Source organism: Bacillus sp. FJAT-53060 (genome assembly GCF_037104745.1).
GTDB classification, from domain to species: Bacteria; Bacillota; Bacilli; order Bacillales; family Bacillaceae; genus Bacillus; species Bacillus stratosphericus_B.
Genome location: NZ_JBAWSW010000003.1, coordinates 13,642 through 29,135, shown reverse-complemented (window position 1 = coordinate 29,135; position 15,494 = coordinate 13,642). Strand labels below are relative to the sequence as shown.

17 protein-coding genes are annotated in these 15,494 nt (G+C 41.2%); all 17 read right to left on the bottom strand.

Annotated features, from left to right (window positions below):
* Nucleotide 1: 1 nt before the first annotated feature.
* The 17 genes from WAX46_RS02370 to WAX46_RS02290 all read right to left on the bottom strand — a co-directional run bounded on the left by WAX46_RS02370 (nt 2) and on the right by WAX46_RS02290 (nt 15,413).
* Nucleotides 2–925 carry a PLP-dependent cysteine synthase family protein gene (locus WAX46_RS02370; RefSeq protein WP_226568753.1) on the bottom strand — a complete coding sequence of 308 codons (924 nt, stop codon included), beginning with the start codon at nt 923–925 and terminating at the stop codon, nt 2–4.
* A gap of 46 nt (nt 926–971) precedes the next feature.
* Entirely contained in the window at nt 972–1,667 is a 696-nt protein-coding gene (mtnN, locus tag WAX46_RS02365; RefSeq protein ID WP_226568751.1) for a 5'-methylthioadenosine/S-adenosylhomocysteine nucleosidase, read from the bottom strand.
* A 15-nt stretch (nt 1,668–1,682) separates the two neighbouring features.
* Nucleotides 1,683–2,324: a class I SAM-dependent DNA methyltransferase gene (locus tag WAX46_RS02360; RefSeq protein WP_336493302.1), complete on the bottom strand. Its 642-nt coding sequence runs from the start codon at nt 2,322–2,324 to the stop codon at nt 1,683–1,685.
* Between the two features lie 300 nt (nt 2,325–2,624).
* Nucleotides 2,625–3,290, bottom strand: coding sequence for a YrrS family protein (locus WAX46_RS02355; protein WP_226568747.1), 666 nt, complete (start codon nt 3,288–3,290; stop codon nt 2,625–2,627).
* A 67-nt stretch (nt 3,291–3,357) separates the two neighbouring features.
* Nucleotides 3,358–5,100 (bottom strand): peptidoglycan D,D-transpeptidase FtsI family protein, encoded by a 1,743-nt coding sequence (locus WAX46_RS02350; protein ID WP_226568745.1) that lies wholly within the window; start codon nt 5,098–5,100, stop codon nt 3,358–3,360.
* Nucleotides 5,101–5,150: 50 nt separating this feature from the next.
* On the bottom strand, nt 5,151–5,624 hold the full coding sequence (greA, locus tag WAX46_RS02345) for a transcription elongation factor GreA (RefSeq protein ID WP_099681315.1): 474 nt from the start codon (nt 5,622–5,624) through the stop codon (nt 5,151–5,153).
* A 667-nt stretch (nt 5,625–6,291) separates the two neighbouring features.
* Nucleotides 6,292–6,924, bottom strand: a complete 633-nt coding sequence (udk, locus tag WAX46_RS02340) for a uridine kinase (protein WP_226568743.1) — start codon at nt 6,922–6,924, stop codon at nt 6,292–6,294.
* A gap of 7 nt (nt 6,925–6,931) precedes the next feature.
* Nucleotides 6,932–8,200, bottom strand: a complete 1,269-nt coding sequence (locus WAX46_RS02335; protein WP_336493301.1) for a peptidase U32 family protein — start codon at nt 8,198–8,200, stop codon at nt 6,932–6,934.
* A 20-nt stretch (nt 8,201–8,220) separates the two neighbouring features.
* Entirely contained in the window at nt 8,221–9,150 is a 930-nt protein-coding gene (locus tag WAX46_RS02330; protein ID WP_226568740.1) for a peptidase U32 family protein, read from the bottom strand.
* On the bottom strand, nt 9,147–9,812 hold the full coding sequence (locus WAX46_RS02325) for an O-methyltransferase (protein WP_226568738.1): 666 nt from the start codon (nt 9,810–9,812) through the stop codon (nt 9,147–9,149). The genes WAX46_RS02330 and WAX46_RS02325 overlap by 4 nt, the downstream gene beginning before the upstream one ends.
* Nucleotides 9,813–10,021: 209 nt before the next feature.
* Entirely contained in the window at nt 10,022–11,104 is a 1,083-nt protein-coding gene (mltG, locus tag WAX46_RS02320) for an endolytic transglycosylase MltG (protein ID WP_226568736.1), read from the bottom strand.
* Nucleotides 11,105–11,177: 73 nt separating this feature from the next.
* On the bottom strand, nt 11,178–12,266 hold the full coding sequence (locus tag WAX46_RS02315) for an acetyl-CoA C-acyltransferase (protein ID WP_336493300.1): 1,089 nt from the start codon (nt 12,264–12,266) through the stop codon (nt 11,178–11,180).
* Nucleotides 12,251–13,711 (bottom strand): acyl-CoA synthetase, encoded by a 1,461-nt coding sequence (locus WAX46_RS02310; RefSeq protein WP_376776449.1) that lies wholly within the window; start codon nt 13,709–13,711, stop codon nt 12,251–12,253. Before WAX46_RS02310 ends, WAX46_RS02315 begins: the two co-directional genes overlap by 16 nt.
* Nucleotides 13,711–14,280: a biotin transporter BioY gene (locus WAX46_RS02305; RefSeq protein ID WP_226568729.1), complete on the bottom strand. Its 570-nt coding sequence runs from the start codon at nt 14,278–14,280 to the stop codon at nt 13,711–13,713. The genes WAX46_RS02310 and WAX46_RS02305 overlap by 1 nt, the downstream gene beginning before the upstream one ends.
* Before the next feature lie 150 nt (nt 14,281–14,430).
* Nucleotides 14,431–14,712, bottom strand: a complete 282-nt coding sequence (locus tag WAX46_RS02300; protein WP_226568727.1) for a DUF1292 domain-containing protein — start codon at nt 14,710–14,712, stop codon at nt 14,431–14,433.
* A gap of 15 nt (nt 14,713–14,727) precedes the next feature.
* Complete coding sequence (ruvX, locus tag WAX46_RS02295) at nt 14,728–15,144, bottom strand: Holliday junction resolvase RuvX (protein WP_226568725.1); 417 nt, start codon at nt 15,142–15,144, stop codon at nt 14,728–14,730.
* Nucleotides 15,145–15,146: 2 nt separating this feature from the next.
* Nucleotides 15,147–15,413, bottom strand: a complete 267-nt coding sequence (locus WAX46_RS02290) for an IreB family regulatory phosphoprotein (RefSeq protein ID WP_008358522.1) — start codon at nt 15,411–15,413, stop codon at nt 15,147–15,149.
* Nucleotides 15,414–15,494: the final 81 nt, after the last annotated feature.

Here is a 15,494-nt window from a genome sequence, read left to right as displayed (position 1 = left end):
TCTATTTTCCTCCCTCATAAATTCCTTTACTTAAATACCGCTCACTGCTATCAGGAAAAATGGTGACAATGACTGTTCCAGGTGCTGCCTTTTTGGCTTCCTCTAAAGCGGCAAATAATGCGGCTCCAGAGGAGCTTCCAAGCAGAACGCCTTCTTTTTTAGCTGCTTCTTTCACCATTCGGAAAGCATCATCGTCACAGACGGTATAAATCTCATCAAATAAAGACGATTCCATGTAATCTGGAATAAATTCAAGACCAATTCCTTCCGTTCTATGAGGTCCCGGTTCCTCGCCGTTTAAAATCGATCCTTCTGGTTCCACAACAACCGTTTTTAACGCCTCATTTTGCTCCTTTAAATATGCGGCACATCCTTGAAAAGTCCCGCCAGAGCCCGCTCCTGCCACGAAAACATCTATGTTCCCTTGTAAGTCAGACCATATTTCTGGTCCTAGCGTTTTATAGTAAGTCAATGGATTTACTTGGTTTTTAAATTGTAAAACACAATACGCATTTTCAAGGCTTGCCTCTAGTTTAAGTGCTCGATCGATCGCACCCTTCATCCCTTCTTTTCTTGGTGTATGAATAATCTCTGCACCAAGTGCCTTCATGAGTTGTTGCTTCTCTTGACTAAAGTGTTCTGGAACACAGAAAATGGTACGCAATTGATGTTTCCTTGCACTTAACGCAAGCCCGATTCCAGTGTTTCCTGCAGTTGCTTCAATCATGGTTCCGCCTGATCGCAGTTTGCCAGATACCAACGCTTCTTTGATCAGCATGTCACCTAAACGATCCTTAATACTTCCACCTGGATTCATCATTTCAAGCTTTGCATAGACATCAACACCTGCCGGAACGCCAATCCCTGACAGCTTTAAAAGTGGTGTGTGACCAATTAATTCCGTTATATCCTTTATGACAGCCATATTATATCCCTTCCTTTGCATGGAAAAGAAGGGGGGAACCCTTCTTTTATTGTGTTTGCTTTATCATACGCAGGACAAGATCTGTTGAGTGAATCGCTGCTTGCTCAAGAAATTGATCAAAGGAGATATTGGATTCTTTCCCCGCAATATCTGATAGCGCTCGAACAACGACAAATGGCGTTCCAAACAGCTGACAAACTTGCGCGACGGCTGCTGCCTCCATTTCCACCGCATATAGCTCTGGAAACTTCTCTCTTACAAACGCTACACGATCTGGATCATTCATAAACGAATCTCCTGTTGCAATCGTTCCTTTTGACACTTGAATATGATCGATCTCTAAAGCAGATTCCTCTGCTATCTTCACAAGCTTTTCATCTGCCATAAAAGCAGCTGGCAATCCTGGCACTTGTCCATATTCGTAATCAAAGGTCGTCACATCTACATCATGATGTCTGACATCTGTCGATATGACAATATCGCCCACATTTAATGAGTGATGGAAACCGCCAGCAGATCCTGTATTGATCACATAATCTGGCTGAAAGCGGTCAAGCAGAAGTGTTGTGCTGACCGCCGCATTCACTTTTCCAATCCCTGATTTTAATAAAATGACTTCTTTATTTTCATAAACACCTGTTGTAAATTCACACCCAGCGATGTTTTCTTGTGTAGCATTCTTTAGTTGATCTCTTAAAATCGTGACTTCTTCTTCCATTGCACCTATTACTGCGATTTTCAAATCAAAAACATCCTTTCATTTCCTTTTCTTCGCTTCTACGATCCAAACAAAATCATTCATTTGATGAAAGGACGTGCTAAAACCTTCTTCTTCTAAGATTTGCTTTAACACATCAATGGATGGATAGTATTCCGTTTCTAAATCCTCTGCAAGCTGATCGAATCCAGCAGCTTTCGCTTTGTCGATTTCAGCTTGGTGTGCTGCTTGATTTTGAAACATTGTATCAGCAAAGACTATTTTACCACCTGAGTGAAAGATGTTGCTATAGATGTGAATGGCTTGTTTTTTTTCTTCGTCCGTTAAATGGTGGAATGCATATGAGCTGACGATCGTATCCGGCTCAAAAGGTGGCTCTGGAAATGATAAAAAGTCACCATCATAAAACACATTTGGTATTCCCTTTTGAAGAGCCGCTTTCTTCATGGCGTTTGATGGTTCAACGCCAAACACTTTCTTATCTTCTCTAAGCAATGCCGCCGTTAGGTTGCCCGTGCCGCTTCCAAACTCAAGAACATATTGACCTGAACGTTCCACAATCTCTTTTAGAATGGCCGGATACCGGCGAAACACTTCTTTATACTGCTCGTCATGACCACTTACGGTGTCATCATAAGACTTAGCCCAATGATCAAATAAAGAAAGAAACTCACGTCCCATTTTCTTCCCCTCCACTTTATCTATTTATTCATATATGTATAGTATGTTTTATTCCGTCCTAAAGTTCCCATTCTACCATATCTTCTGTTTCTTTCCTACTAAAAAATACTGGGAGGAACAAAAGATCGAAAAACATATTAAACATAATCAGGCGAACCTGTTGACCGTTCATCAGTGGGCCTTCAGACGACTGTTATGGATGACCTGATTCTGTACATAGCAGTTGTTCATTTTAAAGCGAATGTCTAAATAAAAAAGATAGCATGTACTAAGAGCATGTACGCTATCTTTTTTTCATGTTTATTTTAATTTTTCAACCTTCACTGGTTTCCAGCCTTTTTCATCCACCCACGTAATTTCCACGCGGTAGCGTTGACCTGTCGATTTATCACGGATGGTTCCTTTTGCATCTTGAGGTCCTCCGTTATTTCCTAACCAAATAACAGTCATTTGATCTTCTGATATCCCTGTCGCATAGGACATGGCTTTGATCATTTCTTTCCAGTCTGTTGAGTTAGAATCATAGGTTGCTGTATGTGAACCGGATTGCTCTGTTCCGACAGGATCCCAGTCATCGTTTTCGTATGTTTTGTCTACGTCACTCGTTTTGCCACCATCTGTTTCTTTGGCGTCTTTTAACGCATCTTTGTTTGGCTGATCTTCATCATCCGTTTTCTTTATATCGTCGTCTTGATCAGATGCATCATCTTTTTTTTCGTCTGATTCATCTGAAGTATCTTTATTTTGATCTTTCACATCTTCTTCTGAGTTTTGTTTATTTTCACTCGATGCAGGTGCCGTTTTTGATGGTTCATTCGCTACATCTGTATCTATCGGTTTATTAAAAATTAACAAACTCGAAGCGACAACCAAAATAAGCACCACAACAATACCAATTAATATGTTAAGCACCATATTAGCCTTTCTGCGCTTATCACGATGTTCAAATCGAGAATTTCTACTCAAAATCTCTGCACTCCTTTGCCTCTGTTCCCTAAGTCGTTACTATTCTAACATGACATGAAGGGATGTTCTATGTCTGTTTCTTTTCAATTTTATTGACCTTTTTTACAATATCATAAAACGCATCATTTGTCTTAGCCCGGCCACTTACCTCATCAAGGTGAACGACCACAAGGGCGTATTTTGGCTTTTCCACCGGAAAATATCCAGCAAACCACTTATGATAAAGTGGATTCCCCTTTTTGTCTTTACTGCCGGTTTGTGCAGTGCCTGATTTCCCCGCCACATCGAATGGCAAATCTTGAAATCTTCTTCCTGTTCCTTTGTCAGACGTCACCACCTGTCTTAAGTACTTTTGCAACTTTTGAGCTGTATAGCGGTCAATGCTTTCTCCTTCAACTCGTTTGTTTTGAAAGGATAGCATCGTTGTTCCGTTTCGATATAGCACTTTATCTGCAATTTTCACTTCTTTTCGTTCTCCGCCTCTTGCGATCGCTGCCATCATATTGGCGATTTGCAAAGGAGTCGTTTTGACATTTTTTTGGCCTATCGCTGTTTGTGCAATGGCTTTTTCGACATGCTTGTCTCTTTTATCTCCCCACACGCTGCCTGTTTCTTCACGATCAAACTGTTTGAATTGATGCTTATGGTATACATCACCTTCCCAGCCAGCTCGATCAAGAAGTCCAAGCTTTGAAGCCGTCTGTTCGATGATTTGATGATCTGTTTGAATGAGCTGATCGGCGAGTGTCGCAAAGGTATAATTACAGCTTTGTGCAAAGCTCTCAGACAGATTCAGCACTTCCTGTTTTCCTTCTGGCTCACCATATAAATTCTTTCGACAATCATACATGGTTTGTGGCTTGTCGAGATTTTTTTCAATCGCTGCGGCAAGCACAGCAGTTTTAAATACGGAGCCTGGTGCAATGGCTGTCAGCATGTAATTTCTTGCCTCATGCCGGTTTTTACTTGTGACATTTGGAACACTCGCCATGGCCAGCACACTGCTATTTTGAATGTCGAGTAGAACAGCTCCGCCTTTTTTAACGCCTTTTTCTTTGAGAACATTCTCCATTTCGGCTTGCATGTCTTCATCCATTGTTGTCTGAACTTGCAGCGGATAAAACGAATGAGCTTCTGCTGTATATTTGACGTCCATTCCAAACAAAGGGTTTCCCCTTCCGTCCACATGATATAACAATTTTGTGTCTTGCTCAGGTAATAGAAATTCGTCAAATGTACTTTCCAGCCCGAATGTACCAATCTCTGTTCGGATTGAAAGCTCTTTTTTGTCAGGATAACGTCTTCTTAACAATTCTGGGTTCTCGCTTGTGAAGCCTAATGTGTGAAGTGCAAGTCTTTTTTTGTCCTTCTCTTTCATATATACGCCATACACACCTGAATATTTCATCTCATTGATATCTTTCAGCTTTTTTTTTGTGATGTCATCCTTTAAAATAAGAGGTTTTTTCGTTTCTGTTAGCTTCTTTTTAAGTTCGTCTTGTTCCATCCCGAGAATAAAGGCGGTTTGTATTAAATGAGGAAGATCATATTGCAGAAAAGGAAATAAGATGACCGCTGGCTGTTCTTTTGTTAGAAGTGCTTGGCCGTTTCGATCTAAAAACTCGCCGCGTCCATCTGAAATTACCACTTCTTCTGTTCGCTGTCTGACACTTTCTTGTATCAAGTTGATATCAAGCTTAGAAAAAGATTCTGTGAAAAATAGCTGAATTTCTGCCAATCTAATGAGCAGACCGAGCAATAGGATAAAAATAATGGCACCTGTCCATTGAATTCTTCTTTTTTTGCGCATAAAAACACCTCGTCCCTATTGTGGACGAGGTGTTTATCGTATAAACGTGATTATGAAATTTTTACAATTTGGACGAACATTTCTCCTCCAGGTGTTTGAACGGTTACTTTGTCATCTACTTGTTTACCTAACAGGCTTTTCGCAATCGGTGAGTCGTTTGAAATCTTGCCTTCAAATGGATCAGCCTCTGCACTTCCTACAATCGTATATGACTCTTCTTCTCCGTCCGGTAATTCAACGAATGTCACGGTTTTACCAAGTGAGACAACATTTGAGTTGCCCTCATCCTCAATAATTTTGGCATTGCGAATCATATTGTCAAGCGTGGTGATACGACCTTCTACAAACGCTTGCTCTTCTTTAGCAGAATCATATTCAGAGTTTTCAGAGAGATCACCAAAGCTTCTAGCAATTTTAATACGCTCTACAACCTCTTTACGTTTAACCGTTTTCAAATATTCAAGCTCTTCTTCTAGTTTATGCTTTCCTTCTTCTGTCATTGGAAATACTTTCTCTTGTGCCATGAATCATTCACTCCTTCTATTAATCCTCATCATACATACTTTCTGTATGTGAGTGACGACTGAAATATACAAGAATGAGGACATGTTGAAGCCCTCATTCTTTCTGTCCCATATTCGTAAAAGTCCATCTTACATGGCGTCCCTTTTAGATGCAACTATTATGCCTTTTATCAGACAAGATCAGTAGCAATCTAAAGATGATCTATCTTCATCGCACAAACTGTGGAAAGGCACAGGAAGCTCCTGTACCTCGTTTGGCCATTTCGATCATATGTAGAAGAATAGTTTATCCATTCTCCATCTTCCAATACATAATATGGTCAGTGTACGATATGTCTATGTTATATTATTACAAAATTTCATTTTGATCAAGAATTGTTTGAAAACGTGTTAAGACAAGTTTCGTGACTGTATTGTAAGATCCTGAAAAGACCTTTAGAATGTAAGGGGCTTAGAGTGTTGACAAAGGGCTAAAATGATCTTTATTTTAAGCCCTTTGTCTTCTTTTCAGCGTGATTGAAAACCTTTGAAGTCTAGGAAGGACGAGTACTGGAGCGGAGCAAATTTTAGATTCGTGAGCACATGCACGCAGGGCTGACAACGAATGCGAGGGTTTGTCTACACGCTGAGACCTTTAAAATGTAAAGGTCTTTTTCTTCATCACCGTTTACTCTGCTCGGTTTTGAAGAATCGTTTGGATTTTTGTCACCATGAGGTCAATTGCCACATGATTTTGGCCGCCTTCTGGGATGATAATATCGGCGTATCGTTTTGACGGTTCAATGAATTGATTATGCATCGGTCTCACAACAGATACGTATTGTTCAATCACGGAATCAATAGACCGGCCTCTTTCTTTCGTATCACGTAAAATACGGCGAATGATCCGAAGGTCTGCATCTGTATCCACATACAGTTTAATATCCATTAAGGTTCTAAGACGTTCATCTTCAAGCACAAAGATGCCTTCAACGATGATGACATCCTTTGGTTCAACATGTACAGTCTCTTCTGAACGTGTATTTAGTTTAAAATCATAAATTGGTTTTTCAATGGATTCGTACCTTAGCAGCTGTTCCAAATGCTCAATCATCAGGTCATTGTCGAATGCAAGCGGATGATCATAGTTCGTGAGCAAGCGCTCTTCAAATGGCATGTGACTTTGATTTTTGTAATATAAATCTTGCTGAAGCATGAGGATCGAATGTCCTTTAAATTTTTCATAGATAGAATTGGTGACGCTCGTTTTCCCTGAACCCGAGCCGCCAGCGATCCCAATCACCACTGGTTTTCTCCCCATGGGCCTGTTATTTCCCCTTTCTCATCATGTTGCTAGGGTATACTTTTTGATCAAGCTTAAATTTTACGATTTGCAGTGGATTACGGGCGGCATCTAGCTTGTTTCCTTTTTCGTCCCAAATGGTATCGATTTTGCATGTGAAATTCTCAATTTCTGGGCCAAAGAATTCGACTTCATCGCCAGCTTTAAAGAAGTTACGCTGCTGCAATGTCACCATTTGTTCTGTTTCATCATAATGAAGAACGAGACCTGCGAAGTCAAATGTTGTTTTCTTTCCATGAATACCAAACATTTGTTCATCCGTTCCTGGTACTCCTTCGTAAAAGGCAGGTGCTGTGTCACGGTTTGCACATTTGTCTAATTCATCTAACCATTCTTGCTGAATGACAAAATGGTCTGGGTCTGCACAATAGGCATCGATGACTTTACGATACACACTCACAACAGTTGCCACATAATGAATCGATTTCATCCGTCCTTCGATCTTTAAGCTGTCAATCCCCATCTCGATCATTTGAGGAATGGATTCAACAAGCTTTAAGTCTTTTGGACTCATAGCAAATGGTGCGTCTTCTTCACCGAATAATGGTGATTCTTCAGACCCTTCTAGTTTATAAAGGTCATAATCCCAGCGGCAAGATTGACAGCAGCCTCCGCGGTTAGAATCTCTCGCTGTCATATGGTTACTGAGCACGCATCGACCAGAATAAGCAATACACATTGCACCGTGAATGAACGTTTCGATTTCAATATCGACCTTTTCTTTCATTTCTCTAATTTCTAGCGCACTTGTTTCACGTGCAAGCACCACACGCTCAAGTCCTTCTTCCTTCCAAAACTGAACAGCTTTCCAATTTGAAAGAGATTGCTGCGTGCTTAAGTGGACTTCCAGCTTTGGTGCCACACGTTTGCACGTTTCAATGATCAGCGGGTCAGCGACAATAATTCCCACTACACCAGCGCCTTCAATCGCTTGAAGGTATTCTTCTAGCCCGTCCATGTTTTCATTATGGGCGAAGATATTCGTTGTCACATAAATACGAGCACCGTATTGATTTGCAAATGCCACGCCTTCTGCCATTTCTTCGATTGAAAAGTTATCTGCATTTGAGCGAAGTCCAAATTCTTTCCCTCCTATAAAGACGGCGTCTGCTCCGTAATGTACAGCAATTTTCAGCTTTTCCAGGTTTCCTGCTGGTGCAAGCAGCTCTGGTTTTTTTGTAATGACACGTTTTCCGTCGATCATTTCAGAAATTCCATCCTTTAAAAGTGCCATTTCCTGTTCCTCCTCTTATGTTAATAAACCGTTTCTTTAAAGAAGAATCCTGTATCAATCGAACGATTGACTGGCTGAATGTCTTCAATACGTTTCACCCAATCATTTTTCTGATCTTCATAGGCCTCTTTGTCAGTCGTAAGCAAATCAATTGCTTTTCTATATAAAGACGTCACCTCTATCATATAAGAAAGTGACTTTAACATTCCGTCAATTTTAAATGAGTCAATGCCTGCGTCGACAAACTCTTCTAATTCATCAATCATACACACATCATTTGGACTCATAATATGTGTGCCGTTTGCATCCTCAAAAATAGGGTATTTGTTTTGACGCTCTTGGTCATGAAGGAATAATCCTTCCTCCATATTTCTGCCTTCCACATCCATTTGTTTGCCTTGGTATTCAAAGTAGTTACCAATCAGCGAACGTTTCGATTGGAACATACAAGTCATGCCATGAACTTGAATTTCAAGCTCCACTTCAGCGTTTTCTTTGATGTCGATCACGCTATCCATATTCAGCTCTTTGGCAAGAACAGCACGCGTTGCGCCTTTTCTGCCCCAGTAGTTACAAGTGAAATAGTTTGTCCCAGTCGTTTCTGTACTCCAGTGAAGATTCAGGCTCACACCTGTTTCCTTTGCAGCCATGATCACTGCTGGGTCTCCAAAGACGACACCATCCACGTTTAATGCATCGAGAAAGGTTAAATAATCTCCAAGCAGTTGAACACGGTCATTATGAAAAATTGCATTCATGGCTACATACACTTTTTTATGATGAGCATGCGCAAGCTGAACCGTTTGCTCCACATCTTCTCTTGAAAACTCGCCTGTAAGACGAATACCGTATGTTTGTTCGCCTATTAAAAATGCGTCAGCGCCAGCCTCGATTAATGGCAGGATATCCGACACCTTGCTTGGCGTCACAAGCAATTCTGGTTTTTTCATGATTGGTCACCTCTTTTTGTACTTATAGCGATCCCATCTCCAACCGGAATGATACACGTTTGGAAGTCAGAGTTTGACATTAGCCATTGATTATATCGATCAATTTTTCCAATTAATTGTTTTTTCCGTTTATCTTCAGTTTCTTCTTCATAATTTGTCGCTACTAAACCTTTGAATAATACATTGTCCGTAATAATCATTCCGTTATCTGCCAGCATAGGCTCAAACAGCTCAAAAAAGCGTTTATACTGCCCTTTTGCCGCATCAATGAAGATCACATCATATGGCGCCATCGTCTGAACAGTTTTAGCCGACTCCATGGCATCACCAAAGAACACATGTATTCTTTCTTTTAACTGTAATTCTGCAATGTTCCGTATCGCTTCTTCATAGCGTATTTCATTTCTCTCAATCGTGTAAACCTCTGCATCTGGCAGAGCTGTAGCCATTCTAATTGCCGAATAGCCAATCGCTGTCCCAATTTCAAGAATTTTCTTCGGTTTTTTCATAGAGAGCAGTTGCAGTAAGAGCTCGATGCTCACCTTTTCTATAATTGGAACATGATGCTCTTTGGCATATGCCTCTAATTGAACGATTGCATCAGGACCTGATGGAATTAAGTTTTCAATATAAGCATTTATTTGATCATCTTCGAGTGTCATTATATGTCTAGCTCCTTCATGACCTGAAAAAGAAGAGTCCTGCTTGCCTGCAGCTCTCTTTCTCGTCAATCTTTCGTTCATCTAAGTAAAAACAACCCGATATATTTTACCACAAAGACGTGGTAATTGCGAACCTATAAAATGGGGATTGCAACGAAAAAACTGCAGGCAATCTGGCTATTGTCTACAGTCTTTTTCCCTCACATGCGTTAATTGCTGCCTGTGATGTATTTCTCTTTCGCTTTGTTATGCTCATTTAACGTTTTGGTAAACACGACTTCTCCGTTTTTCTTTGCAAGGAAGTAAACAAAATCCGTTTTCTCTGGATGCAGTGCTGCTTTCCAAGAGGATTCACCAGCATTTGCAATTGGTCCAGGAGGCAGCCCTCTATTTGTATACGTATTATAAGGAGATTTCACCTTGAGATCTTTGTAAAAGACGCGGGATTTATGCTCACCAAGTGCATAAAGAACCGTTGGATCTGTTTGAAGCGGCATATCCTTTTTCAAGCGGTTATAAAACACACTTGAGATTTTTGCCCGATCCGCCTTTTCTGTTGCTTCCATTTCAATCAGTGATGCCATCGTTAACATATCGTGTATGGACATATTTCTCTTTTTCATGTCCTTTTCATACATTTTGACGTATTGATCCGTTTGTTTAATCATCGTGTCTATGATCGTTTCGAGAGATTCATCCTCACGATAAAACGGATACGTAGCAGGGAATAAATATCCCTCTAACGGATGCTTGACCTGTTTCTCTTCCACTTGTGATGTCACCGTTTTCGGGTATTTTTTCATCAATTTTTTGATAAAAGTTGGATCATCTAGCATCTCTTCAACTTCCTTCGCTGAAAAATCCGTCTGGTTTGCAATAATCGTTGCAATATCAGACAGCTGTTTTCCTTCAGGAATCACAAGCTGAAAGGCATAATCAGTACCGTCAGAGGTAAGCTTTTGGATGAGCTGGTCGGCGTCCATTGTTGGGTTCAAATGAAAGTATCCTGCTTTAAAGCCGGAAGCATTTTTGTATTTTGCATAATAAGTGAAAATCGTGTCATTCGAAATGAGCCCATTTTCTTTTAAAATGCCCCCAATCTCACGGACAGAAGTTCCATTTGGAATATGGATATTAATCGTTTGTTTGCTTTTTTGATCGACCGGTCCGAGTGCTGATTTAACATATATCAAGCCTGATAATGCTGCAATGATGATGACAGCAATTACTGATAACAGGACGATCCCCATTTTTCTTTTGAAAAATGGTCGTTTCTTTTGTTCTGAAAACATGCATGGCCCTCCTCACATCTAGCTTTTATAGTACATGATTCGACGGAGTTCGGCAATTACTTGCTCATGCATCTCATGACAGAACTTGACATAACACGGCTAAACCAACACCACCTCCGCTGCCAATGGCAGCCACGACATAGCTTCCTTTCGGTAAGGCGCGAGCTTCGTAAAATAACCTCACCATCATAGCAGCTCCCGATGCGCTGTATGGATGCCCAAGGCAAAGGGCACCACCTCTTCTATTGATCCGGTCATAAGATATACCTAAAGTCCGGGCAATAAGCGCCACTTTCAGCGCAAACGCTTCATTGATTTCAAAAAGCGCCACATCCTCAATCTTCATCTGCTCCTGATGTAAGAGCTTCTTGATGGCATCGATCGGTGAGGCAGCAGGATAATGCGGATGCATTGCCGTCACAGCACTTCCGACATAACGTAACATATGCCTTAAGCCTTTCTCCTCTGCTTCAGTTCTTCCCATGACAACGACTGCGGCTGCGCCATCTGCTTCTTTGCAGCTATTGGTCACGGTCACCGTCCCTTTTGCTGGTAAAAAGACAGGCTTCGCTCGCTTCATCAGGCTTTCAATCGGTCTGATTTTAGCCGCCGCTTCATCTGCGCTCTTCCCGCCAATTGGGACAATCTCTTCCGAATATGTTCCATGCTTGAATGCGTCTATACTTCTTTCCCAGCTTAAAAGCGCATAGTCATCTTGTTCTTTTCTTGTGACAGAAAATCTCGACGCAGTCAGCTCTGCCGCTTCTCCCATATGAGGATCTCCTAACCATTCCGGAGAAAAGCGGGCTCTTTCTTTCATTGGAGATCCGGAAATGCTTTCAGTCCCTCCAGCAATATACATCGAACCCTCCCCCGATTGAACCATTACACAAGCTGTTCTGATCGCTTCAAGGCCAGAGGCACATTGCCTATCAATGGTCATGCCCGGAATGTTTACAGAAAGGCCTGCTTCTAATGAAGACAGACGGGCAATGTTTCCGCCACCCCCTACCACATTGCCTAAAATCACGTCATCTGGTTTCATCGCCTGCGACAAATGCTGAATGAGGGGAGCTGCTAAATGCTCTGGTCGATAATCCTTTAGACATCCATTTTTGTAGCCAAAGGGTGTTCGTTTTGCTTGAACTATGACTGCTTGCATGACAATTGTTCCTCTGCCCACTTTTTCATGCTAGCACGTGCAATTTTTCCGCCGGATGTTTCAATCATTTGGTCGATGACCAGCCATTTTTTTGGTACTTTGTAAGACGCTAGTTTTTCTTTAACCGCTTCCCGAATGGTTTTCGTCTGCTGAACCTTTTCAATAATGGCAACAGGGATTTCACCCCAATAAGGATCAGGGAGTCCAATCACGATTGACCGCTCTACCTCCGGCTGCTTATTTAGCACACGCTCGATTTCCTCTGGAAAAATATTAAGTCCTCCATAGACGATCATGCCATTTTCCCGGCCGCTCATATACAAATATCCATCTTCGTCCAGCCACCCCATATCATAGACTGTGAGCCACTCCTGTGGCGGCTTTCCCTCGTGTAAATAGCCCGAAAAAGACATCGGACTTTTCACATAAATTCTGCCTGTTTCATATGGCTGACATATGGTTTGGTCAGCACTTCTCACTTCAACTTGAACTGTAGAGAAAGGACGTCCGACAGAATGAGGTTTTTGCAGAAAGTCGTCTGAAGATAAATAGGAGACAAAGCTTAACTCTGATGTCCCATAGAAATCAAAAAATGTGACGTGGGGATAGTTGGTGACTAGTTGTTTTTTTGAAGAGATTCCCCAATCCGCCCCGGATGATATGACTAGAAGTGGATGGTCTCCAAAAGCATCAATCTTCAGTAAAGACTCTGTCATTGTAGGGACAGTATAAATAGCAGTAATGCCTTCTCTCTCTAAAACTTTTTTTCCTTTTACTGGAGAAAATTTCTCTAGCAATGTCACTGTGCCTCCAAAGTAAAGTGTACTAATGGCACCATATAAAAAATGAGAGGATAAGAGTGTGCCTAAAATGAGAACATGATCTTTATGAGTGATTCCAAAGGCAGAGGCCGTCATTTGAAAACTCTCTATCCATGAATGCTGACGCCTGATAAAGGCTTTGGGCGATCCAGTTGATCCTGAAGTAAATCCCATATAAAAGACAGGGTCTTCCTTGGTATCGTGTTTGTTCGTTTGAACGGTTGTCATCAGGTTCATTCTTTCTTCCCATTCAGATAAAGAAAACACAGGCATGTCTAACTTGTTCTTTTCAAATCTTTTCATAAATCGATCGTCAATAATGACTAGATCTGATTGACTTAACAAGAGCTTTTCTACACATTCTACATGACGCCATCTCGGGTCAAGAGGAACGGCTGTCCAGCCTGCGGCAGCAGCGCCAGCAAACATTTGTAGAAACGGAACACCATTTGATAATAAAAAAGCGACTCTTTTTTGCTGATGAGCCGTTTCTTTTAACCACTGTGCTGATGTCTCCACACGCTCATGCCATTCTTGATAGGTGATGCTCTCTTTTTCATCTATGATAGCGATATGATCAGGCTTGATGTTTGCATGAGCCGCATAGTTTTCAGTTATTTTGATCAAACCACTCGCCTCCCTTGATGTATGTCCCTTTTTCCATAGGACATCGCTTGGATGATTTTTACCGTGAAAACAGCACACATTCCAGCTTTGATAAGGTCACCTGGTATATAAATCAAACTGAGCAGTGCTGCTTGTGTGACCTTTATTTGCATCATCATGGCCTGAAAGGGAATGCCGCATAAATACAAAATACTGATACTGCATACGGCATATATCATAAAAAGACGCAAAGCAGTTACTTTTTTCAGCCGATTCAGCCACAGGCTAATCATAAAGGCAACTACTGGATAAGCAAGTAAAAAGCCGCCGCTTGGCCCAAAAAAGACACTCATCCCGCCTCTCCCTCCAGACAAAAGCGGAGCGCCTGATGCTACAATCAGAAGAAAAAGAAGTAAACTGATTAGCGCTTGTTTTGGCTTTAACAGACCCCCTGCAAGCAAAAGACCCGCGGTTTGCAACGTGATCGGTACAGGTGTAAACGTAAGTAAAATAGGCGGGATCAATCCTAACATCCCCATAACTGCAGTCATTAACGCCATTTGCATCATATCTTGAATTTTCAACATTCATGCCCCTCATTGGATTCTTTGATAAAAATAGAGTAAAAGTTCCAGTTATATATGTCAACAAAAAAATGAAATAAGTTAACATAAAAGATGTGAAAAAGACCTGTGAAAAAGATCACTCAGATCATGTTCACAGGCCTTTTGTTTGTTCTATTCTGCGTCTTCTTGATCTAAGAACGTATTTAACGTTTCTTCAATCATGTCCCACTCTTCATCAGTTTCAATTGGCTCTAGCTCGCCATCTTCGCCGTCTTCGTTCGGTGTGAAGCTTGATGCATGGATTTCAATTTCTTCGTTGTCTTGCTCAGAAATTGGGTAGTAAAGAACATATGATTTGTTAAAATGGTCGCTTTCAAAAGTAAATAGTACTTCGCAAAGCTGTTCATTTCCATTATCATCAACGATTGTAATTTGCTTTTCTCCGTGTTCCATTTGATTCACCTCATTTTAATTTAAACTGTCTAAATACCCTTGGAGGATCATGACAGCCGCCATTTTATCAATGACTTTTTTACGCTTTTGTCTGCTCACATCTGCTGAGATGAGCATTTTTTCTACTGCCACCGTAGACAGACGCTCGTCCCAAAGCACAACAGGAACATTGTACGTGTTTTTTAACACTTTCGCAAATGATTGGCTAACCTCTCCTCTTGGACCGACCGTACCATTCATATTCTTAGGAAAGCCAAGGACGATTTTATCCACCCCGTATTTCGCAATGATGTCAGACAGGCGACTGAGACCAAAGTCTCCGCCTGCTTCATCAATTTTAATTGTTTCAATCCCTTGTGCTGTCCATCCCATTTCATCACTGATCGCAACACCAAGGGTTTTCGTGCCTAAATCTAAGCCTAAAATTCTCATGTTTACGCCTCTTTATGTGTCTCTAAGTACGATTTAACCAATTCCTCAATTAATTCGTCTCGTTCTAGTTTACGAATTAGGTTGCGTGCATCCTGATGTCTTGGAATATAAGCAGGGTCGCCTGACAGCAAGTATCCGACAATTTGATTGATCGGGTTGTATCCTTTTTCTTGAAGTGCGTCATGAACTGTGATGAGCACTTCATTCACATTGGTTTCAGCTGAATCATCAGAGAAGTTAAACTTCATTGTCTTATCAAATGAACTCACTGCTTCTTGCACCTCTCTTCCAACATTCGACTAGCAAGCTTTTTTCTAACCGCTCATCTAATACCTTATTCTACACTACAT

Coding starts and splice junctions, on each gene's coding strand:
- WAX46_RS02370 (WP_226568753.1), bottom strand. CDS start 925: ATGGCTGTCATAAAGGATATAACGGAATTAATTGGTCACACACCACTT.
- WAX46_RS02360 (WP_336493302.1), bottom strand. CDS start 2,324: ATGGGACGTGAGTTTCTTTCTTTATTTGATCATTGGGCTAAGTCTTAT.
- WAX46_RS02350 (WP_226568745.1), bottom strand. CDS start 5,100: ATGCGCAAAAAAAGAAGAATTCAATGGACAGGTGCCATTATTTTTATC.
- greA (WP_099681315.1), bottom strand. CDS start 5,624: ATGGCACAAGAGAAAGTATTTCCAATGACAGAAGAAGGAAAGCATAAA.
- udk (WP_226568743.1), bottom strand. CDS start 6,924: ATGGGGAGAAAACCAGTGGTGATTGGGATCGCTGGCGGCTCGGGTTCA.
- WAX46_RS02335 (WP_336493301.1), bottom strand. CDS start 8,200: ATGGCACTTTTAAAGGATGGAATTTCTGAAATGATCGACGGAAAACGT.
- WAX46_RS02330 (WP_226568740.1), bottom strand. CDS start 9,150: ATGAAAAAACCAGAATTGCTTGTGACGCCAAGCAAGGTGTCGGATATC.
- WAX46_RS02325 (WP_226568738.1), bottom strand. CDS start 9,812: ATGACACTCGAAGATGATCAAATAAATGCTTATATTGAAAACTTAATT.
- mltG (WP_226568736.1), bottom strand. CDS start 11,104: ATGTTTTCAGAACAAAAGAAACGACCATTTTTCAAAAGAAAAATGGGG.
- WAX46_RS02315 (WP_336493300.1), bottom strand. CDS start 12,266: ATGCAAGCAGTCATAGTTCAAGCAAAACGAACACCCTTTGGCTACAAA.
- WAX46_RS02305 (WP_226568729.1), bottom strand. CDS start 14,280: ATGTTGAAAATTCAAGATATGATGCAAATGGCGTTAATGACTGCAGTT.
- WAX46_RS02300 (WP_226568727.1), bottom strand. CDS start 14,712: ATGGAACACGGAGAAAAGCAAATTACAATCGTTGATGATAATGGAAAT.
- ruvX (WP_226568725.1), bottom strand. CDS start 15,144: ATGAGAATTTTAGGCTTAGATTTAGGCACGAAAACCCTTGGTGTTGCG.